General features: G+C 40.5%; 20 protein-coding genes. 4 read left to right on the top strand and 16 right to left on the bottom strand.

Features of this window, described 5'->3' with window-relative positions; translation table 11 throughout:
- Nucleotides 1–138: 138 nt before the first annotated feature.
- The 13 genes from MHH92_RS09170 to MHH92_RS09110 form a co-directional block, all read right to left on the bottom strand.
- The gene (locus MHH92_RS09170) at nt 139–2097 is read right to left on the bottom strand and encodes a DNRLRE domain-containing protein (RefSeq protein ID WP_340903333.1); all 1959 of its coding nucleotides are present in this window, start codon (nt 2095–2097) and stop codon (nt 139–141) included.
- A gap of 11 nt (nt 2098–2108) precedes the next feature.
- Nucleotides 2109–4214, bottom strand: coding sequence for a hypothetical protein (locus MHH92_RS09165; RefSeq protein ID WP_340903331.1), 2106 nt, complete (start codon nt 4212–4214; stop codon nt 2109–2111).
- A 47-nt stretch (nt 4215–4261) separates the two neighbouring features.
- Nucleotides 4262–5527 (bottom strand): SPRY domain-containing protein, encoded by a 1266-nt coding sequence (locus tag MHH92_RS09160; RefSeq protein WP_340903329.1) that lies wholly within the window; start codon nt 5525–5527, stop codon nt 4262–4264.
- Between the two features lie 57 nt (nt 5528–5584).
- Nucleotides 5585–7018: a hypothetical protein gene (locus MHH92_RS09155; RefSeq protein ID WP_340903328.1), complete on the bottom strand. Its 1434-nt coding sequence runs from the start codon at nt 7016–7018 to the stop codon at nt 5585–5587.
- 59 nt (nt 7019–7077) lie between these two features.
- Complete coding sequence (locus MHH92_RS09150; protein WP_340903326.1) at nt 7078–8277, bottom strand: SPRY domain-containing protein; 1200 nt, start codon at nt 8275–8277, stop codon at nt 7078–7080.
- A 65-nt stretch (nt 8278–8342) separates the two neighbouring features.
- Nucleotides 8343–10514: a hypothetical protein gene (locus tag MHH92_RS09145; protein ID WP_340903324.1), complete on the bottom strand. Its 2172-nt coding sequence runs from the start codon at nt 10512–10514 to the stop codon at nt 8343–8345.
- A 3-nt stretch (nt 10515–10517) separates the two neighbouring features.
- Nucleotides 10518–11204: a hypothetical protein gene (locus MHH92_RS09140; protein ID WP_338708252.1), complete on the bottom strand. Its 687-nt coding sequence runs from the start codon at nt 11202–11204 to the stop codon at nt 10518–10520.
- A gap of 4 nt (nt 11205–11208) precedes the next feature.
- Nucleotides 11209–11781: a hypothetical protein gene (locus tag MHH92_RS09135; protein WP_340903321.1), complete on the bottom strand. Its 573-nt coding sequence runs from the start codon at nt 11779–11781 to the stop codon at nt 11209–11211.
- Nucleotides 11782–11814: 33 nt separating this feature from the next.
- The gene (locus MHH92_RS09130) at nt 11815–12435 is read right to left on the bottom strand and encodes a hypothetical protein (RefSeq protein WP_282322096.1); all 621 of its coding nucleotides are present in this window, start codon (nt 12433–12435) and stop codon (nt 11815–11817) included.
- Between the two features lie 62 nt (nt 12436–12497).
- Nucleotides 12498–13040, bottom strand: a complete 543-nt coding sequence (locus tag MHH92_RS09125) for a hypothetical protein (protein WP_036609956.1) — start codon at nt 13038–13040, stop codon at nt 12498–12500.
- 19 nt (nt 13041–13059) lie between these two features.
- Entirely contained in the window at nt 13060–13842 is a 783-nt protein-coding gene (locus MHH92_RS09120; protein WP_340903318.1) for a hypothetical protein, read from the bottom strand.
- Between the two features lie 144 nt (nt 13843–13986).
- Nucleotides 13987–14745, bottom strand: a complete 759-nt coding sequence (locus tag MHH92_RS09115) for a hypothetical protein (RefSeq protein WP_340903316.1) — start codon at nt 14743–14745, stop codon at nt 13987–13989.
- Nucleotides 14726–17461 carry a hypothetical protein gene (locus MHH92_RS09110; protein ID WP_340903313.1) on the bottom strand — a complete coding sequence of 912 codons (2736 nt, stop codon included), beginning with the start codon at nt 17459–17461 and terminating at the stop codon, nt 14726–14728. The genes MHH92_RS09115 and MHH92_RS09110 overlap by 20 nt, the downstream gene beginning before the upstream one ends.
- 269 nt (nt 17462–17730) lie before the next feature.
- Between MHH92_RS09110 and MHH92_RS09105 the strand changes: the two genes are divergently transcribed.
- Nucleotides 17731–18303, top strand: a complete 573-nt coding sequence (locus MHH92_RS09105) for a hypothetical protein (RefSeq protein WP_340903312.1) — start codon at nt 17731–17733, stop codon at nt 18301–18303.
- 125 nt (nt 18304–18428) lie between these two features.
- Here the strand turns inward: MHH92_RS09105 and MHH92_RS09100 are convergent, their stop codons facing one another.
- A complete protein-coding gene (locus MHH92_RS09100) occupies nt 18429–18815 on the bottom strand; it encodes a DUF423 domain-containing protein (protein WP_017689551.1) in 387 nt (128 codons plus the stop codon).
- A gap of 287 nt (nt 18816–19102) precedes the next feature.
- On the opposite strand from MHH92_RS09100, the gene MHH92_RS09095 reads away from it, so the two are divergent.
- Both MHH92_RS09095 and MHH92_RS09090 read left to right on the top strand, forming a co-directional pair.
- Nucleotides 19103–19576 (top strand): hypothetical protein, encoded by a 474-nt coding sequence (locus MHH92_RS09095; protein ID WP_340903309.1) that lies wholly within the window; start codon nt 19103–19105, stop codon nt 19574–19576.
- A 105-nt stretch (nt 19577–19681) separates the two neighbouring features.
- Complete coding sequence (locus MHH92_RS09090; protein WP_036609970.1) at nt 19682–20530, top strand: DegV family protein; 849 nt, start codon at nt 19682–19684, stop codon at nt 20528–20530.
- Between the two features lie 195 nt (nt 20531–20725).
- On the opposite strand, the gene pdaA is transcribed toward MHH92_RS09090, so the two are convergent.
- Together pdaA and MHH92_RS09080 are read right to left on the bottom strand one after the other, a co-directional pair.
- Nucleotides 20726–21505 (bottom strand): delta-lactam-biosynthetic de-N-acetylase, encoded by a 780-nt coding sequence (pdaA, locus tag MHH92_RS09085; RefSeq protein WP_340903307.1) that lies wholly within the window; start codon nt 21503–21505, stop codon nt 20726–20728.
- Nucleotides 21506–21602: 97 nt separating this feature from the next.
- On the bottom strand, nt 21603–22013 hold the full coding sequence (locus MHH92_RS09080) for a hypothetical protein (RefSeq protein WP_340903305.1): 411 nt from the start codon (nt 22011–22013) through the stop codon (nt 21603–21605).
- A gap of 207 nt (nt 22014–22220) precedes the next feature.
- Between MHH92_RS09080 and cysC the strand changes: the two genes are divergently transcribed.
- Nucleotides 22221–22859, top strand: coding sequence for an adenylyl-sulfate kinase (cysC, locus tag MHH92_RS09075; RefSeq protein ID WP_340903303.1), 639 nt, complete (start codon nt 22221–22223; stop codon nt 22857–22859).
- Nucleotides 22860–22874: the final 15 nt, after the last annotated feature.

Here is a 22874-nt window from a genome sequence, read left to right as displayed (position 1 = left end):
TTCCTTAATGTGTGATGAACACATTGTATCATAACGAGAAGACGACTGTTACACAATAAAGTACAGATGCTTAGGGATGGACATGAGCCTAAACGCAAAAAAAAGAGGGCCAACGCCCTCTTTGATGATGTACTCATTTTATAAAATGTAAAAATACGCTTGATTTCCTGGACTCTTCACAATTACTGTGGTCACTAAATCACCGGCATCCCGTTTACGGATACTTGTGATCGAATCTAACTCTACATTCGCAATAACTCTTGGTAAGACATACGCGGCCAGATCAGGCTTGGAAATTGTCACTTCAGTAGCCATATCGACAATCTGTCTCACATCTACTGTAGACTGCATATCCTTCCAATCTCGCACCTGAAGATAGCTATCCAAGTATTCTCTTTCCTTGATACTAATGTGTGCATCCAAAACATCCATATACTTGACCTCAATGCTGGAAAGCACATCAGGTCTTGAAATATATAATTGCCCAAGCTGTTCTTCCAAATAAGGAATCTCAAGACTGCCTGCCCTCTCATCATGATCTAATGCTCTGACTTGAAGAACACTATTCAGATCAGGGTTATTAACCCTAATCTCCGAAATCACAGTCGAATCACCGTCGTACATGACCGTAAGCAAAGACCCCAACGTTGAAGTTGCTTTTATATAATTGGAGACTTCCAATGAAGCATGAAGATCTGGTACGGATACAATTAAACTCGTATCCCGTCCATCATCGAGCAGCTGTGATATCGTTAACGTACTGACTAGAGACATTTGTCTATCTACCGTAATGACTGAAGGCAAGTCAGGATGAGACACTGCGATTTCTACAGTTTTTTCGTCGTCTAGACCTGTTCTAACGGCAAGATTACCGTCTGTATCCTTAGTTGTTCGTATAGCAGTAATGAACTGCGCATGAAGCTCGGGCTTAGAAATAGAAACCCATGTTTCCTTCTCTTCTGTCCTACTTTCAGCAATAGAAATGTTCGAACCTAGTTCTGCATCTATACGTTTAGCTACTATCAGATCTACATCCACGTCCGGACGGCTGACCGCGATTACTTGAGGTATATCATGATGCATGTGATCCTCATAACGGTGGACGTACAACTGAGATTTGAGCCAGTTCAGCCCAATATCACTGTGTACAACTAACGTTGAAGCTATATCCTTGCGACCTACACCATAAATAAAAACTTCACTTTCAATTTCGGTTCGACCGATGGAATAAATTTGAGAAGTGATATATTTGATCTGCAAAACAGGTGGTTTGGAAGACTCACGAGTGTTGAAATAAATCGGCGTGTTACCGCTAGACTGAATAATCATTCCAACATTTGAAAGAATACCTTCTCTCCACATTCGAAGCAATGCCATCATATCAAACTCAACATAACGTTCAGTCGTATCCAGGATATAACTGGACGATAAGAGCTGAATGGAATGAGGTCTGTTCGCATACGTAATCCCGTACTCACGCCACAACGTATCCGGCTGATGCAACTCAATGTGTGCTCCAGGTGCCAGGGTTCCTGTGTAATATAACCTCAATTTAGCGTCTTCCAGATATAACAGATCAGGTATTCTAGTATCCAAATCACCGAAATGTATAAACGATTCGAATTGCTCTATCTCGTCTCTACCGATCATCATACGCTGTGTATCACCAAAGTTGAGCGTCTGCAGGTGAGTTTGGCTTCGTGTGGTCGCATCAGCAACAGGCTTAAGATTAACAGTTACACGCGGTGCTTCCAGTAATTCATATTTGCCGTGTGCACGGTTATGTGGGCGAACGTACAACATGCCTTCAAGATCAACTTTGGATGCCGCTTGAATGGTTGCGCCCAGATCTCCTTGCGACCTGTACATCACCGATAGCGAATTGCTCAATTCCTGTGACCGTCTGACACGTACGGATACACTAGAGACGATCTCGGACACTTTTCTTGTAGCAACTATTAGGGTTGAAGACAGTTCTTCATCCACCTGATTGTACAGAATATACTTTGCTGTAAAACGATTTTCCGGACTTTTAATATGTATATAACTATCTAATAGAGTCTCCCCGTTATTAATTCCACTCACTTCCTGTCTCATTGTATTGAGAGCTACACCCGGTCTGCTGTGACCTTCATTTCAAAATTGCCATTAGGATTCGGCTTGGCATGAATATCCGTTGCGATACGAATATAAAAATCGATGCTATCCTCCGGTTGAATCAGACCATAGGTCAGATAATCGATCGGAAGAAACGGGTCGGCCTGTCTGGATAATTGGACTTCAACACCATCCGTTTCGAATTTCTTATCCATCTCCAGGTAAACATGATCCACAGCATAACCAAGCAAGTTTTTGATTCTGACTTTCTTTGTTAACGTCGTCTGTCCGGCAATGATCACCCCATAATCAAGTTGTTTCAAAATACCACCAAAGGTATCTGAAAGAAAATCTCCAGACTCGTCCATAAACATTAATCCTGAATACGATCCGATAAACTTGATTTCCCGGGAGTCTACGGCACCCCAATAATCCTGAAATTCAACCTTCAATGTATTCTCTACGCCAAAATTAACATTTCTCTCGTCAATATTGAGTTCAATATTGAATGGAGATGCTGCTAGTCGTGTAAAATTGCCATCCGCCGGATAATACGTTTTACCGTTCAACAAGACGCGGTATTTAACCTTGCCCTGATCTGCATCATCCAGCACACCTGTAAGTTTGTTACCAGAGAAGGTCAGGTCGATTGTGGCTGTGGTGTTTAACAGTTGCAGTGACATATCTCTAAACTCCACTGCATGTCGCGGTGCATCAACGACCATTTTCACTTCGTCAAGCGAATAGCTGTTTTCATAGTGCTTACTGCTATCGAAGTAGTAGGCAATTCGAGTTAAAGCTATTAGATCCTTTTCAGGGATGGCGTTGAGTGTGTCCAGGTTCATTCCTTTTCTTTTGAATAACGTTGTATCCTGGATATCCAGATCAAGCCACTTGTTGAAACGGTATGTCTTCCATGTGAGCCCTGAGTCGAACGAAGCAGCCATTCTTAATATACCTTCCGGACTGTTCTCCGTTACTTTCGTAGCGACAACCTTTTTCACGTCTCCATATAACGCTATGTCTGTTGGTTGCACAATTAATTGTTCAAACGGTAGCGCGTTATACATCAGCATCATGTCCCGATTTCCGGCGATTACCTCTTCATCATTCGTCCACGTTACCACGTCAAAATCTCCCTCAAGTTCATCCAATGGGGAGTAGTTAGCAATGGTATTTAGTTCCGCTGACGTTTTGGATGGATCGTCTGTGTAGTATAGAACATCTACACTGTCACCCAACTCGTCGTATATTGTAAAAGGTTCGGTTTCGATTGTAATCGTTGATTCGGTTTGGTTGGGGTCATCGGTGTATTCAATGATTTTGATCTCTTTATCTTCCCATTCTTCCGCTAGGGTGAAGGGATCAGTTTCGATTGTTACCACCGATTCTGTTGCATTGGGATCGTCTGTATAATAAAGTACTTCAATATCCTTGTCTGCCCACTCCTCTTCGAGAGTAAAAGGTTCGGTTTCGATGTTAAAGGATGCATTCGAAACTCTTGAATCTGTTGTGTAATAACAAAATTCTATTTCGCCTACCAACTTCATCCACATGTCTTCTGGAATAGTAGTGATATCATCTATCCCGAATTCTTTATAATCATTTTCCGTTGGAATAGTATTCATCAGAGTTGCCCAGTTCGTACCATTGATATATTTATATTGATCGGCATGGAAGACTAGCGTTTTGTACAAGCCAGTAGCACCGAATTCACCAGAACTATCAATATCAATAGCATCAATCCATACAATCGCATTTTGATTATTCTTTATCTCAACAGTGTGAACTTTATTTACCATACCTATTTTTTCATAAGTAAGGACCTGATAAACTAACCCGGCATTCTGAGTTGTCTTTTCTTCCACTTCATCAATGAAAATGCTAATATCGCTACTGCCAGTAGTATATTGAGCGCCGATTATTCTAAGCTTTGTTCCTCTGAATGTAAAAGCAACTTTATCATTAGCAGTTGATGTGAATGTATACGTATTATTGTAAAAATCATTACTATTTCCCGATGTCCATGCACCTGAATAAGTAATAGCATTATTATTATTGTCTATTCTTTGCCAACCTGACTCAGCAAGCAGTAGTGCCTGTCCTATTGTAGCCATAATCCCATCTCCTTTCTAAATTTAAATCAAACAATCATTTCACATCGTTATGTGATTGTTGCTTTCTTGATTGGTATTTTTGTTGTATCGATTTTTTGTTTAAACACTTTGCCTGAACCTAATATATTACTACCAGTACTTTGATAAGAGCGATGTTTTAACATCAAGTGCATATCAATTTCTCCGTTTTTATCCTTTCCATGAATCAAAAAATTAGACTCAGACAAAGAGTCTAGAGATTTCACTCTTGGAAACTCTAATATTTCGTACATTAACAATTCTGCAACCTGTATTAAACTACCGCCATTATTACTATTTATATTAATTCTATATATCTTAAAATTGGCTGTATTTTTGAATGAGAAGTTTCTAACCTCTCCAACTGTCCAATTCGTCTGATTTTCTTGCTCATCTAAAACAGTCCAATTAACTCCATCATTAGATCCTTCGAATGTCCAGTCTTTAGAATTGTTCTCAGCGGTATATCCAAGCAATGAATACTTCCCAATAACTCTAGACTGAGTAAACTCATACTGTAAAGTTATTGGAAAAGATGCTGTTGCATACCATGTCCCACCAATATCTCCGTCAAATGCTCTATATGGAAATGATGGGATATTCGTGTTACTTGCACTTGCGATACCAGAAGGAGCAGTATTAGATGTCATCTTTGGAATGACAGTATTGTCGCTATATTTTAAGGTTGAAACTGAATAATACTTATCTTCTGATGAAATCAAGAATTTATTATGCCATTTGCTTTGTCTACCATCGTAAGAATAAAAACCATATGGTATATCGTAATCAAATGGAGTTGCACCAAAATTAACTGTGATAACTTTACTGGTTGTAGATTGACTCTTAATAAACGGATAAACTTCTCCCATTGATAATATGTTTGTGTGAGATACTCCTTGACTTTTCCCATTTATATAAAATTCCAATTTTCCTTCATCCAGATTAAGGGCAATACCGATTACATCCCCAGCCGCTGGTCTTGAACTATATGCTACATTTTCAGGAAATTTAGCTCCAGTTGCTGCATAAATAGTCCTAATATTTAACGCATTTCCACTTGTTCCATAGTAGTCAGGACTCGCGATGGGATAATTCATATTTGCGATCCCAACAAAAAACCAATCATGCCCAGTGTACTTAATCTCCCAATACCATTTTCCAGTAGTTTTACCATGTGTGGCACGAATATTCCCCGTAGTTGCAGTGGTCATAGTAACAGTTAAGTTCCCATTAGATAAGGTAGTTGTACCATTCTTATCAGTGGGACTTAGTGTTACATCTAAAATATCTCCCATTCAGCCATCTCCTTTCAAAACAAATAGAACACACCATATAGATGTGTCCTCATAAATTTAGCCTAATATAATCTTGTTTGCTTGATGCTTCGACCTGTCGATTGGTTGTCTGAAGAGTTTTCCTGAACCAAGAGACTGAACATCTTCAACTACATTTTGTATGTGAGATATGGAAGAATTTAAGTCAATTGCATCATTTTTATTCATTCCATACTTTATAAAATTAACATCCGAGGCATGTGGAAATTCCCGAACCAAACTTGAAGTGTATTGGTACATTTTTAGTTCTCCCACTATTGCATATCTCCATCCATTGGTAGCACTCCAATTCAGTCTATACATTTTATATTTTCCAATCTTGCTTTTATCAATATAATACTCTTTATCTGTGTATGCAGTTGTCCACGCTTGATTGGTTTGAGTGTCTAGAACATTCCAATTTACCCCATCATCCGATCCTTCAAATGTCCAATCCTTTGATAACGCTTGTAGAGTTGAGCTATCAGCGGTCGCACTTTGTACAGAGTATTTTCCGATAGTTATTGCTATGTTAAATTCATATCCTAAATGCCCTGTCATTCCTGCTCCATCTCTACTTGCATAGGTTGTTTGAGTTTTGTCGAACGATCTCCAAGCGCCCCTATCTGTTGAATATTCACTACTTGAAAAAGCTTTTCCTAGTGGTGTGACATTGCTAGTCATGGCAGGTATCACTGTATCTTGGCTGTATGACTCCGATCTTACAGAATAATATTTATCTTCTGCTGAAATCAAGAATTGATTAGCTGTCAGTTTGCTAATATCCAAACGAAAAATCTTGCTTCCGGGGCTATATACACCGACAAACAACTGATTATCTCTCGCTCCTAAACCTGTTAATCTAGCAGTGTTATACGTATATATTTGAGTAAATGTTAGATTTTCTGTAGATTTACTTATATCGCTAGAAACAAAAATCATATTATTGAAATACTGAGACACAACAATATGCGCTTTAGAAATCCCCTTTTTCCTATAAATAATTGCACCACTACCAGAAGTAGTTATAGGCATTCTATATGTGTTTAACACTACACCTGTGGAATATCTAGTGATATACACCATACCACCAGAATATGTTTGAAACACAATTAAGTCTCTCTCAAGGTCAACATCAAATGTTGCGGTTAGACTAAATCCATAACTTATAGTTCCTATCTTAATTACAGCCCCAGTTTCCTTGTCTATAGTTACGATGCATTCACTGCTATTGGAAACCATTAAATTTGTTCCATCTGTACCTATTGACCCATACTGATTTGCTGTTACACCACTAACATTAAACTCCCTTTTAACGGTATAGGCATCTGCATCAAAAACTCTAATTCTATAGGTAGTTACATTGTATTGTGATACAAATATTTCATTTCCAATAACGGTAATTCCCCAAGGAATGAATCCAGTAGAACTTACTGCATCAATAGCATCACCTAAAGCAACTATCTCTGTCATTAAACCATCTCCTTTCAAAATAAAATAGAACACACCCTATAGATGTGTTCCTCATGAATTTAGCCAAGTGTAATTTTATCTACTCGGCGTTTTGACATATCAATTGTGTGTTCAAAGGTTTTGCCTGAGTCATAAGTAGAAGAGTTGGATTCAATTGATTTAATTTTTTTAATAGCTGAGTTAAACTTCGAAAGTTCGCCACTCGAACCATAATTAGCAAAGTAATCTTCATTCATTTCATTTGAAATTACCAACTCATTATCAGTTTTTTCAAACAATTCAAACTCATCTATAGAAGGTTGCACTCCTGAAGATACAGTCGCTAGTATATTCAACCTATATTTCAAATACCCTGTTTGATTCCATACATCAAATTTTTTTTTGTTGCCAACCACCCAATCTATTATATCGCTTTGAGTATCTAGTACGACCCAATTAACACCATCATTTGAACCTTCAAAATTCCAGCTTTTTGGCGTATTTCCTAAGCTATCTGCTCTTGGTAAAAGTGCATATCTTTTAATGATCTTTACAATAGGGAACGAATACGCTATCCAACCTGTGTTTAACGATGATGCTATCCATCTAGTCATTGTGCTTTTATCAAATGCTTTGTATGCAAGATACGTAGAATTTGCTTCGTTACTAGCACTTGCTGCTCCACTTGGAGTAGTGTTGCTAGTCATGATGGGAAGAGAATTGTTGTAACTACCCAGAGTAAACCCATAGTATTTGTCTTTGGATGAAAGTAAGAATTTATGTGAGTAGACTGATGCGTAAGAACTATATCCTCTTGGTATGGCATATGAAAATGGAGTATACCCAAAATTTATCGTTGCTGTTCTGGAGAAAGATCCACCTCCAGTTCCAATCACAGGGAAAACCTCTCCAAGTGTTTTTAGATCGGTATGACTAATCCCTATGCTCACACCATTCTTATAAAACTCCAATGTACCATTGTCAGAATCAAGGGCTACACCTATAACCTCGTTAACATTCCATTTTGCTCCATATGGATCATACGATGGATATTTTGTTCCATTGTATGCCCATCTCCAATTTGCATTACTGGCTGGAGAGGTGCTACCAACTGGAAAGTTGCTGTTTGCAACTCCTACATACACAGCCGCATCCGATCCATTTAGCTTCACTTCCCAATACCACTTTCCACTGGTTTTGCCGATAGATGTTCTAATGCTCCCATTAATCGAAGTAAAGACAAGTGAACCGTTGGAAAGTCTAATGTCTATATTCTCCATATAGCTACCTCCTTTCTAAATATTATCATTATTTAAAAAACAAAAAGAAGTAGAGTATCTAAGCCCTACTTCACACTTACACTTGTTATTTCGAAATACTTTTTCAGATCGATTCTTTCTTTGAACAACTTGCCTGATCCTAGCGATCCATTGGCAGTCATAGTCTGAACGAAACTTTCGTTTTTTCTATCTAATACAGAGAGATCATCCATTCCGTCATTAATAAAAGTGTCTTCTGATGGTAAAGTTGCTGAAATTGTATTCCATTCTAAAGTTACAGTATCAAGCCTTTTATAGGCTCCATCATGTTTGACGAAGGATTTAAACATTGGCAAAGTTTCTAGTTCCACTAATGGTCTATATCCAGTAGCGGTTGAACTTGTGTTTGTTGCTATACTTCCGTTGTTGTTTGCTATGAAAGCATCTGCGGATGTTCCACCTCTTTGAACTCTTCTGTCAGTAAAAGAAGGGTAAGTAGTAGAAGTCCAACTTCTAGTGGTTCCACTCCAATTCCATACACCATTGCTTCCAGCAATGATTGCTCCATTCAGCGTAGAGCTAACAATATATTTATCCCACTCATTATCCTTATCCGTTGCGTTGATACCGCCTCTGAGTAATCGATAAAGAAAGGTATAATTCTTCTCTCCCAATTCCTTTTGAACGCCAAATACAAGACCACTACTGTTCAATGCATCCCATGAAATTGTGGATTGAATGTTCCTGTCTGCAATTAAAATTTTCTTTCCATTATATGCATCAGCAACAATGAAATAGAAGTCACCATTAGGCACACTTGGAACAGATGTTGTTGATATAAAGTCAGATGTTTGTTTTCCTATATTTTTAAACTCTCCTGCCACACCAGCGGTATTCGAAACATAGTTACATCTAATACGCTTACCAACTTCAAGTTCAGTAATACTTGTCACTTCGTCTGGATGAAATAACCGACCATCTGAGTCTATATCTACGGCATCAAGAGCCATAAAAGTAGTCGTTGATCCACTGGATTTATTCACCATTTCTACTCGATGTCTTGATTTCGGTAATCCCACAATTTCAACCTGAAGTACTTGTGCAAGTTCTGATCCTAGTTGTGAATGAGTCCCATGCAATTTTCCATCAACGTAAACTTCGATTAAATCACTTCGATTGGTATATCGTGCTCCAATTAATCTTAACTTAGTTCCTTCAAAGTCAAAGACAATCTTGTCTCCTATTGTCGAAGTGTAATTAGAGTATCCATTGTATGCACCCGCACCAACACCGTTAGTGAACCTTCCAACATATTTAATAGAAGATACACTATCATCATATCTCTTCCATCCTGCTTCGGGGGCGGTTAATCGCGAACCAACACTAGCTAAAAGTTGTCCATTATCATCAATGTCGATAGCATCAATATCCAATCTCCAATCTCCGTTAGTTCCGCTGATAAGCTTAACTTCATGGACACCTAATGGTAGATTAGTTTTTTCATAGGTTAACCGTTGTCTTTCGTCTATTGTTGTTGCCATTTTTGAATTAAACTTTTCAGTTGCTCCATCAATGACCACTGAAATATCATCTGCAAAAGTCGAACCTATACTTGATATTAGTCTTAACTTGGTTCCGTAAAATTTAAATCTAATTTCGTTGCCGCCCATCCCTTTTGCAGAATAGTGATGGGTTGCATTGTACAGAGTTGGCGTTCCTGTTTGAGTTTGAAATATCCAATTATCTCCATGATATACAAAAGCATCGTGTGTATCGTCATACCTCTTCCATCCTGTTTCAGGGAAGGTTAGAGTGTGTCCATACAGATACCCCGTTTCATCAATATCTATAGCATCTAAAGTGAAATTTATACGATTATGACCTGTTGCAATAGTAACCGTGTGAAATGCAAGAGGTAATCCAGTCTTTTCATACACTATGGATTGCTGAAGGCTAGGGGAACCTACTGTACGAAACGCACTATACATCTCTGTTACACCATCTATCGTGATAGAGTTATCAGAATGCCTATCTGAGTAAAAGTCAGAGATAATCCTAAGCTTTGTTCCGAAAAAAGAAAATTTAACATAGTTATTGTCGACAGCTCGGCTAGTTACTCTTATACTGCCACCATAATAAACTGTATTGGATGGGGATGGGATGGTCCAAGTTCCTGTATACTTTAAGCCAACATGTGTATCATCATAGCGTCTCCACCCTGATTCGGGTGCAACTAATTGATCTCCTAATACTGCCATTCATTACACCTCCTTATATTCAAATACTGGGCGAAACCCAATATAATTCTGCGACGAAGCACTTCCTGTAAAAGCAACACCTCTATTATCGTCGCGCTGTTCATATCCTCGTACTATTCTGCTTGAAGAGGGTGCAGATAAGACTGTTCCTTTATTCGTAGTCCATGAGCCGAGAACAGGTGTTTCCTTTGCCCAACAAAACATGTTATGGTGATGCCAAACATTATCAACATTGGGTCTAGCCTTGCCACCCAAGTTGGACTTCATAATATATTTGTCATATTCATTATTACTTGGAAATGCCCCCAATCCTAAGTCCTTCATACTCAGTTTGCCATCTTTGTCTGCATATCCTACTCCACCAGATATACTACGGACAATTCCTGAGACACCACCAAAGGTTTTAGGCAAACCTTCAATAATCTTATTTGCATTCATTGAATCCCAAGTGACAGTATGATGTCTAATGCGATCAGAGATTAAAAGACCTTTGTCTACTTTAATAGCGTACCAGTAGTAGTTGTTTAAACTTGTAGTACCAACCAACCCATTTACAGGTATTTCGTTTATTCCTAGAGTGCCATCTATAAATTGCTCTCCAGAAGAATCATATCTCCATACAATATAGTCGCCAATCTCCATATCACTTATATTTGATCTCAATACGCCTATAGTCGCTGGAACTGCCATAAAATCACCCCTTACTCACTCTGATTCCATCTACTTTTTGAAATTTCGTATTTTCAACCTTCTGACGTAGCACTATCCCTGCTAGAGTGTCCGATGCTCGTTCCATGTTCAATTGATATATCTTCTTTAAGCCTAGAGAACCCGAGTCACTTTCGACAAAGGAATTGTTGTATTTCCCATTCTCCTTAAATTCGTCTATGTAGAAATTCGAATATTCTTTCTCAGCAACAATCTCAATTTTCACCTTCATATACTTTGCAGGAGCTTTAGTAGCAGTCACATCTGCTAAAATTTCCTCATACGCCCCCCACTCAAAGCCATCCTCAGATGTACTCCAATAGATCTTGTATGATGCTCCCCCTACTACATCTACGCTTGCAGCCACACCTTTAAATGAAGCAATCTTATCCTGAATCCGAATGGGAGTGGACTCCCAAGATCCATTACCAAGATAGATTGAATTCCCGTCCGCATCTTGGCTCAACTCTCTTAGTTTCAACTTCTGGGCCTGATATATCGTATCTTTGAAAACACCTATGGATAGATCTATATCCAGTGCTATTTCTTGAATCGCCATACTTTCACCACCTATCTCATCTCAAAATCCAACTCAACGAATGTCCCAGTTTATGATTCCTGCATGATTTGCCTTCAGAGGGGCTACGATTTGATCTATGACAAAGCCATTTTTACGAATAACTAATTGCCCAGGCAGGTCCTGATCTGAGGTAATTTTAATTTGGAGAAACGCAGTTTCTTTCAATGGCAGGGAACACACACATTGAAAGTTAATCTGCACATCGTTCAAATTCATCATTTTTTTGTAACCGAAGTTAAAACATTCAATCGTATTATGGAAAGCCCCCGAACTCCCAGGACCTGAATGTCCACTCATATTCACATCTGAAGAAACATTCTTGAATTGAATGATGTCACTGTATAGAAAGGTCCTACCCGTTAGCGGGTATTCTTGTTCTTCACATACGTATGATATAGAGTACCGATCCGCATTAATATGAAATACACCGTTGGCAACGTTGTGATACACGTGAGATCCTTGCCCGATCAATCCAAAAGAGACCAACTTTTCCTTGTTAATTTTATAAAAACTGTTTGATTGTTGTGTCTGCAAATCGAATTCGCTTAAATAAGTACCATCATAGTAATCAGCAATCCATACATAAGCTTGAGATACAGGTGAGCGCGTAAATTGTGTATTACCTAGAATCACAGGACTTCCCCCTTTTAATAAAAAGGACAGGCTGCAATAGCCTGTCCCATAACTGTTTTTTTTTACACGTAACGATAAGAGATACGTTTCTTGAACTGTTGCTTGCCACTTTTCGCGTTCAGCGGTACTACACATTGAATGGATAGCGTTACATAGTTACCAGCCGCATCTTGAGGATTTCCATTGTTACTAACGCCCAGGATTTCTTTCGGTCCCGGTGCAAATGGTGTTGCATAAGCAGTTCCTGTATGATCTTTGGTTGTCTTGCCTGTTGTTCCGATGGGTTTGGAAAAATCCTTACCAATACGTGAACTTTCTTCTTCCAGGTCTGTCTCCCCCAAGGAATCAACCTGAACGTGGAACCAGTTATTCTTCACCACTTCTACATCATGAGCCTCCGTGTCTCCAGTACCACCAGTCATATCTCGCGTTGTAATCGTGCAATCTTCCATTTTAGATACGTCCGAAGCACCATTTTTATTGTTCCATACATTGAAAATAAAAATATCACTTTTGCTATCCGCATCAATAACCTTGTAGTCAAAAGGGGTAATAATCTCATTACTATGTGTAGCATCCATCCATGAAATAATTGGTTGTGTCATTATAATCCATCTCCTTTTTTTATGTTCTGATCGTTAATTGAATCGTAAGATGTTGAGTGTTTGGACCGGCTTCGATGATGTTGATTCTGAAGATATCTCCAGCCTCCACTTTTCTCACCTCAAATGTAGCCTCACCATCATCTTGATGTTGAAATGCTTCAAATTTCAGTGGACTCCCCATCACATCCTGCCAGTGAATGAGATCCTTGGATCGTTCAATTCTTATTTCAGTCGCGGTATCTCCAGAAACTCCACAGTAGCCCTTTACATGTAAAATCTCGCCATCGAATGGAAAGGGGGCTAAAATCCCCAGTACTTCCGGGTACACCCGTGATTCTTTGCAAAAGACTATAACCCGATCCTGTACTTCCAACGGAATCTCATTTAATTTCAGGTGTTCAGCTGTACTCATGAGCCCATCCATATCGGAATTAACCACCTGAAGGTTTTGACCAAATACATCAATCTCTACCCATGTCTGTCCATCAAAACGATATCTTTTACCATCCTTATACGTCTGCACCGTCCAGCCTATTTCAGGAGAAGGGTATTGCATACTTAACTCCTCAAAATCAGCAACCGGACTCTGGTACACAAGTCGAGTCGTCTGATAAGCCTCTTTTGCTTTTCCGGCAGCCTGTAAGGCTTCGCCAGCAGCCTGTAAGGCTTCGCCAGCAGCCTCCAGTGCACGTTTGATGGCGAGTTCAGTTTCCCCAGGATCTCCAGGCTGTCCAGGACCGCTATGTTTCACCGCTTCTCTAATTAAAGACTCTACATGTGCTAAAGCTATCCCATTTGACATAATTCACCTACCTAAGCGTTATGTAGCATATTTTTTATAAGACTGTTTCCAAGTTGATACCTCCCCCATAACTAGGAAACCTGTCTCTGGCTTATCATTAAAGAAATTCTTGAACAACCATGCAAAGCATTGCTGTGTCTAGCTTTAGAGAAGTTTTCTAATGGGATTAATGCCGTTTTTTTTGCATTCCTTGCAGTATTTCATTCGGTTCGATTTTGCCAGCATCCGTTTTCCGCATACGGTACAATTTTTAATATTTTCTCCTTTCCAGCGAGAGTACTCCAACACAAAGTCATCGAAGCGAACTAACTGGAAGGCAACCTCACCATGCTCCACAGCGAACAAAACCTGTACATTAGTTGAATCGACGCGTTTACTTTCTTTGAGATACCCTAATTGGATAAGTTTGTGAACCAATAACCCCTGATCTTTTTTGCTTACCGCCATTTGACTATCGCCGTAGATTTCTTTCCATTCATTATTAATCCAATACGTATCATTTTCATTGATTCGATTATTAATCTTGCTGTAGACCAGTAAAACAAAGGCCAATTTCTCGAGTCGTTTACTTTTAAGTTGTTTGATCTTTTGTAGTTCTTCGTGCGTTACAGGTACATGATCAATCTCGATTAGCGTGCTCTTGCTTGCCTCCTCCCTTACCTTGATATACTTCTGAGACTGCTTAATGATACGATTGAGAAATGTATCCCACTGGACAGCATTGTACTCTGGATAGTATTTGGTCATAAACTGATTTAACAACGCATATGCATCTTCGGCGTTCTTCCCCTGTTCAAGCCCGTATTTAGCTAGACAAATCAACGTTTTGGTTGGCTTCTTATCCATTTTCCCATGTGTAATGGCCTGCTCCGCATGATGACGTTCATTCAGAATGATTTTCAAGACATTGCTCCTTCACATGCATTTGGGTCATTTTAAAGGTTCTTCCCGCGTATTCAATATCGCCCTCCGGGTCTCTAACCGGATAATGGATGATGTGATCATTGCTGAGCAATAGATTGCGAATAATCTGATCCCCGGAGACATCCCATACAAATTGCTTTGATTTCTCGGCATTTCGATAACACATGTCCACAATCATATTGCAAAGATCTTCTTCGTTATTGCAGATCTCCAGTGCCTGCTCCTTGAAACGTGAAACAAACAACTGCCATCGGGCTGATCTTTCTTCCTTTTTCACCTTGCTCTTGCGCAAGTTAGTCATATAGCTACGTAGCTCTTCGTTATGCATCTGATATAATCGTTGAATCTCTTTGTAACGAGCCTGGGAGAATTTCTTTGTACTCATCAATATCGTATGATCAAACGGACGCTCGGTCTGTTTTAACTTTAAGTTGTTGAACTCGTCTTCCACTTGATGGCATAACCGGTTCATCACAGAAGGTGCCGTGGATACAGGCATTCTCTGTTCATACTGTGCAAGGAACTGTTCCTGATTCGGAGATAGCTCCTTCTTCGAAACTAATTCATCAACAGTCATGCCAAATAACTGCAAGCACTTCTGACTCGTTTTTTCTACATAGTTGGTATATTCTTTTTTCTGTTCCGGGTCATTGTATATGAAAAAATAAGGTTTCTTGTGTGCTACCATTTTCAAGGCCGGCTCGTCCGTTACCGCAGCGCGAATATCATACCAGTGCTTCGGCATTTTTTTACATTCAATACCTTTAGCCTGGTCGATAGCATTTTGTTGATAATGCTGACCACATTGAATTCGGTACATCATTTCCTGATATTCTGCACTATGCTCCTCATAATTGGCTAATACATCGAACATCGATGTGATTTTGTTCGTTGTAAAACCGATTAGATCACCGAAACTGTCTTTGTTGGCCTGAATCAGATCCCTCTCATCCGGAATTTTTTTGGCTGAGGTTTTCTGTACACATACAATCGCATCAAGCTCCTGAATTGCCCCAAGAATCGTTGTGTTATCTGTAGTTAAAACCTGATCACTGTCCATATCTGCACCATTTAAGGAATGTGTCGTCGTATCCCACGAATTTAAGATCGTGACCGTGTTCATATAGCGATACCAATGCTGCATCTCATCCGTGTTTTGGAAACGAAGCACCTTGATATTGTTATGACAAGTCATTGGAGCTCTGAAACAAGCCACGCGGTCTACATGCTGCTCATTCCAATATCTGGAGTAGAACTCACCCGAGCTCAACAATCCTGTTAAAGGTAAGCCAAATATGCTCTGGCACAATGTATAGGGATCGCCAGAAATAATGCTGAAATTGCCCTTAACTCTTAAAACTCCGATCTTGGCTTCATTCATTCGCTTGCGTATTAATGTATAGATTTTGCTCCGTACAAAAGGATCATCTATAAGTCGTGGGTCTACCATCAGCCCTTTGATATAATCATCCGGACTATTTCTGTAGTCATTCTCATGGATATGAATTCCTTTGAGGAATAACAGTGCCTTGCGATAGTCCTCACCCAGTACATCCTTAATCGAGTCCACCGTGGGAGTAATGAGTTCACTAATCTCGTTATCATTTAATTGAAGCGATTGAATGAACTGGTAGTTTAAATGACGCTCATCCTCCAGTTCTTTGGGTGTAACCTTCGTTACGCTGAACGTGTAGCCATAATAACCGCAACATAACAGATAATCGTCGATACTATTGTATGAGCTCCAGAGTTTGAGCATGGACGTTGTGATGATCAGGTCTACCTCTCGAATATCCACAGGATTACCCCAGGCATCGTCCACCATATAATTGCCTGCAACTCGATCTGCAAATTCGTGATAATCAAATGTAAAGACCATACCTTTACAGAAGCTATTACGAATACAAAATCCACTCGGGATATATGCATGTCCCAGCTCGATTGCCCATCGTTCACTAAGTGCAGGAGAGATAAGACCGAACCCATCACTCATGTTCATCTGAATAGGATCATTTTTCCTACTCTCTATGCGAGGGAATTCTGTCTCGGTATCATCAATCTGAATAATGTCTGCGCCAAATTCAGTTATACAATCATGAACAACCAATACCCGCTCGGGATGTGACACAGGCGTGCTTGTACTGCAAGCCAAGGCCTTATATGCCTCCAGTTTGGCAGGAACCAGCTCTTTATTGGGATCTCTGCCGTTATTCAATCTTTTCTCCAACAGCGAATGAATATCCTTACTCACATAGATGACCGTCGAACTTTTGGCTCCACCTGTCGTAGCCAATAACCGCTTGTATTTCTTGCCGTTGATGGAGAAAGCTTTCGATGAATTCAGCCGATCATAGTCTTTATTATTTTCAATGACTACCAGCAGGTAATCATCGGCAAACTTCAGATTTTTCAGTTCTTCATGCAATTTCTTCATTGTTCTTTTATGTTCAGCATTGGTTTTCAAGGTTTTTAAATGCAGCATTTCCAACTTGATTCTAGCCAGATCTGCCTCTCTATCCTTGTAGCCTCGAATACGATCTATAAAACGAAACACCTGATGGTTTCCAATAGATGCCACTTCTCCATTTACTGTCGCTTCCTGATGAGTAAGATGCAGATCATAATCCGCTTTTCTAATTCTGGAAGATGTAATTTTATAAACGTATCTCAATCGATCCTGATATGCATTGCCCATTCCCGATTCCCCCTGTTGCTTCCTGTCCTGATTAAATAAATTATAGATTAGACCCGCACGACTGGCGCAGGCAAACAGGACGATCAGGGGACGAAAAAAGAAGAATATTTGTTCTATTCTGGGGAGAAATCAAGGGGCACTCCGGGACTAGATTCATCTCGAATCGGCATATTTCTGCGTCTCTAGCACTATGATAATTTCCTTTTTAATGATATAGTGAATTGAAGCGTTTTTTTGAGCTGACATACTTTTTAACGGGGCTGGGATGAATGAAAGAAACCTTATCCAATCAAGAGGACATCGGCTTTTTATTTAATGTCGATATACTTATTAAGAGCCGCTCAAATGCATTGGCACTGCAGTCCCTGTTGGAGTTCATAAACAATGAAGAACAAATTGCGGACTTTCGGATTCAATCCGGCATAGAGCTAGGCAAAATTATTGAAGCGACACTCCAGTCCAAGAAGGACTCTTTCGTCACACTTCACAACGAACGCAAAAAAGCCAACGCAGCACAGAAGGCGTCCACTGCATCTCAGACACCTGCCTCACCTGCTCCAGTCAAAACACAGAATCAACAAGAAAAACCGGTTAGCGAGAAAAAGCCTGCCACCCAAACATCCAATGTATCCGATGGAAACTCGTTTGACGCGTGGATTGACACGCTCATTAAAGAGAATAAACTCACCCGTATTGTTGTCAATAACAAGAACGGTAAACATCAGAGCATTCCTTGCCGTATTCTGAATTTTGATCGAGATACCAGTATTGTGAGCATCTACCATGTCGATGAAAAACAGGTGTATACGTTCCGAACCAATGAAATCGATGAGTTTCTGTAACTAACTTCATCGGATTAAAACAAAAAGCAACTTGCGTTAGAATGACGGGACATTCTAACGCAAGTTGCTTTTTTAGTTTCAATGGTTCATACAGGATTGAACCCTCCGAGATTTGTTTGGAGCGGTCAGGAGCGATCCTTACCTCGCTGCCATACATCTAATGCCAATAACAACCATCCGGCAATGAAGGCTACCCCACCAATCGGTGTGATGGCACCCAGAATCTTGATGCCAGAAATACTAAGCACATACAAACTGCCCGAGAACACGATAATTCCGATAAACAACAGACGCGCTGCCCACTTCAGTTTCGTAGATGCTCCAAGTTGACCAGCCGTCAAGCCAATAATGAGCAAGGCCAATGCATGAATCATGTGATATTGCACACCTGTCTCATATGTAGCTATGGCCGCGGGTCCAATTGTATCCTTGAGCATGTGAGCACCAAACGCACCAATTGCCACCGACAGCATGGTCATTACGGCTCCAAGCATCATCCATCTTCGTTGCATATAAGTTCTCTCCCTTAATTCAGCTACACTTCACTCCTATTATTGTAGCGAATCCACTCCTCCTTTACCAGTCGGGGTGGAGCTTCATAGATCATATGTCTGTTTATACTTACTAAATCTATCCCTACCCTATTAATTGTAGAAAACAAGCGTAAATCCTTGATTTTTATCGATAATTATGGAAAAGTAAACAGGTATGTAATCGTTGTATTTTAAAAGGAGAATCATTACTCATCGATTAGGTTAATAACACTCAGTACGATGATTAAGGGAGGCAAGTCAACATTATGGATAATCGCGATTCCTATAATAATTTAGGTTATAACAACACGGATCAGAATCCTAGCCATGCAGATCCATACAATAACAATGGGTATGAAGCCTACCCGCCAGATCATGAGAGGCAACCAATGGCACCACTGAAACATTCCGGACCTGGGATCGCCAGCTTTGTCATTGGGTTGGTTGCAATCTTGGGTTACATTCTGATATTCTTTATTGCCACCATGGCTATAAACGAGTCCATCGGAGTTCTCACCCCGTTGCAGACAGAAGAGATCGCCTTGCATCCAGCAGTGGTTCTGGCTTCATTAGCCATTCTGGTCTGCCTGATTCTCAATCTGGCCGGAGGCATCGTCGGAATTATTGGTCTTGTCCTCAAGAATCGAAAGAAAGTTTTTGCCATTATCGGAACTATATTAAATGGGATCATGATTCTGTTATTCGTTGGACTTATTTTGGTAGGCATGACGCTGATGTAACGCTTTGCATCAACGTCATGTTTCCTTATAATTAAAATGAATGGGTTTACACATAAGTATAATCTATATTTTTTGCCAAAATCATTGTTTTCAAAGGAGATTGACATGTCACGAATCAAAATTTTTGCGGACAGCACAAGTGATCTGGCTCCAGAATGGATCCAGCAGCACGATATCGGTATCATCCCCTTATATGTCGTGTTTGGTGAAGAATCACTGAAAGACGGTGCTGAGATTAAGCCTGAACAGCTATATGAACGTGTTAGCCAAGATGGGCGTCTTCCCAAAACAGCTGCACCTTCCCCCGCTGATTTCATAACGGCATTTCAACCTTACATAGATCAAGGGGATGAGATTTTATATATCAGTTTATCATCTGAACTTTCCTCTACCTATCAAAATGCACGACTAGCGAGTTCCGAGTTCCCTGAAGGTCGAATATCGGTCATTGACTCACAGAATCTCTCATCAGGAATTGCACTGATGGTTATGAAAGCTGTACATGCTGCTGATAAAGGGCAAAACCTGACTCAGATTACACACCTGATTGAGGCAATGAAATCAAATGTACGCACGGAGTTTGTCATCGATACACTGGAGTATCTGCATAAAGGCGGACGCTGTTCGGGCATGCAGAACCTGATTGGAAGCCTGTTGAAGATTCGTCCTGTCATCCGGGTAACAGATGGCAAGATGGCACCTGCCTATAAAGTGCGCGGCAAACGGGAAAAAGCTCTGGAACAAATGCTGAATAATACGCTCAGCCAGAAAGATCAGATCGATCCAGACCTTCTGATTGTTGTTCACACCATGGCTGAAGAGGATGCGCTTGACTTGCAGAAGTCTTTGCAGGAACAAACGGGTGCCCGTGTGGAACTGACCACTGCTGGTTGTGTAGTATGCAGTCACTGCGGCCCGAAAACGATTGGAATCATCTATAATACTGTTTTATAGTATTACACGTTACATCGTATCGTATTACCCAATCCTTTCTTCTAAATCTATATGTGGTACATCCAATACTTGGACTGGCATACCGTTATAAACTAAACAGGGCATTCCGAGCTTAATCGCTCAGGATGCCCTTTAATATTTTTGCTAAACTTTTGAATGACCTACACTTGGTCCATTGCTCATTAAGATAATGGATCAATAACTTTTGGTCCGCAGATCATCCAGACTTTTGAATGCATATCCTTGCTTGCGGGCCTCATCAATAATGGAACCCAGAGCTTCCGTGTTATCTTTGGATACCGAATGAAGCAAAATGACAGCGCCCGGATGGAGTTGTTTCAACACCTGTTGATGAGCATATTGTGCACCACGCTGCACATTGGTATCCCAATCTTTATAAGCAACAGACCAGAACACGTTCACATACCCTTGGGCATGACTCTCTGCGAGCGTACGATTGTTAAAAATCCCGCGCGGTGGCCGTAAAAAGGTCGCTTGTTGACCGGTCAGCCGATTGACCTCCGCCTTGACCTTCTCAAGTTCCTCTCTAAGCTTTTCATTGGAGATGCGAGTCATGTCCGGATGACTCCATGAATGATTACCGACAATATGACCTTCAGCCGCCATACGTTTGACCAACTCAGGCTGATCTTTCAGATAATGACCTGTCACAAAGAAAGCAGCTGGCACCTTCTTGGTACGCAAAACATCCAGTATGGCAGGTGTGAATCCATTCTCATACCCGTTATCAAACGTGAGATACAACTCCTTCTGTTTTGTATCCCCCAGGAAAATGGCATCGTTATGTTGTAAGATTGATTTAAAGCCTTCCTGATCAATGGAGGGCAGTTGACCGTTTTGACTTTTTTTGAAGCCAAAGTGATACGCTCCGGTAACCGGTGATGCTTCAGTCTGTGCCGGTACCATACTGATGGATAACAGTCCCAACAGTATATATAGAACCATTCGCTTCATTCTATCCGCTCCTGTTCCTGAAAAATTCGGTTAGTCGTTTGCACACACGAACACCTTCAGGTAATATGCCACAGGAACGGCTAATGTATGTAAATCATTAACGATCGAAACGTTTATTTTCAGGTTGTGACGGAGATTGATGGAATAATTCAAGTAAGGTCTGAGGTTTGCCACTGGAAGCAAGCCATTCCCTCACGGTCTGTATGGCACGGGTCTGTCCATCTCCCCGATCACGCCATGTAAGCAACTCGATAACTTTGATAATCAAGGCCGACATATTGTGATTATCCAGTTCGGACCGCTCTGCCCTCAGCTTGTGATACAAAGCCTCCTGCTCCCAATCCAGTAGAATCTCATCACCGATGGTTGGCTTCAAAAGTGTATACGCTCTGTCACAACCTTTACAACGAACCGTGCTGACCTGTTCATCTATAAATTCCGCTCGGATATCCTGTTGGCAATCCGGGCATTTGAACCCAACTTGTATGTTTTGTATGTTTTTGTTCATGACATTGTTCCTCCTGCGATGTGAGCATTTTGCATCATTCAATTCAAAATACTCCTTGGATATATGCATAATGCTTATGTATGTACTACATCTATACCCGATATTTTGTCGATTCACGCTTATTTTGAAGAAATCTATAAGGTGCTATAATCTTGTAAATATGTTAAAATATTATACATATCATGGTAGGGAAAAGGCGGGATACTCATGTCGAAGGAAGAGCGCAATATAACCTGGCAATCATCCAGCATCAACAGACAAGACCGGGAGAAGCATAATGGGCACCGTAGTCGTGCCATATGGTTTACCGGGTTATCAGGTGCAGGAAAGTCATCCCTTGCATTTGCCCTGGAGCAGTATCTTTATGATCAAGGCGTACGCTGTTATGTTCTGGACGGGGATAATGTACGTCATGGACTGAACCGTGATCTCGGTTTTACAGCAGGGGATCGTCAAGAAAATCTGCGTCGAATTGGTGAAGTATCGAAGTTAATGGTAGATGCCGGGTTGTTTGTACTTTCGGCTTTTATCTCTCCTCATGAACAGGATCGGGAGATGGTCAGACAGTTATTTGAACCAGATGATTTCATTGAAATCTATGTGCGCTGTTCAATCCAAGAATGTGAGCGGCGTGATCCCAAGGGTCTATACAAAAAAGCCCGCAATGGTGACATCCCGCATTTCACAGGCATTTCCGCCCCCTATGATGTACCAAAATCTCCTTCATTCATCATCGATACAGAGCAATGGTCCATTAAGGAAGCCGTGCAAGAGATCGTACAGCATTTGGAGCAGATTGGCGCTCTTCAACTGCCACTCCCTACGAAAACAGCCCTCGTTCATTAATTCTTGCTCATTATA

The sequence above is a fragment of the Paenibacillus sp. FSL M7-1414 genome, from assembly GCF_038003195.1.
Taxonomy (GTDB): domain Bacteria; phylum Bacillota; class Bacilli; order Paenibacillales; family Paenibacillaceae; genus Paenibacillus; species Paenibacillus amylolyticus.
This window is presented reverse-complemented; position numbering and strand designations above follow the sequence as displayed.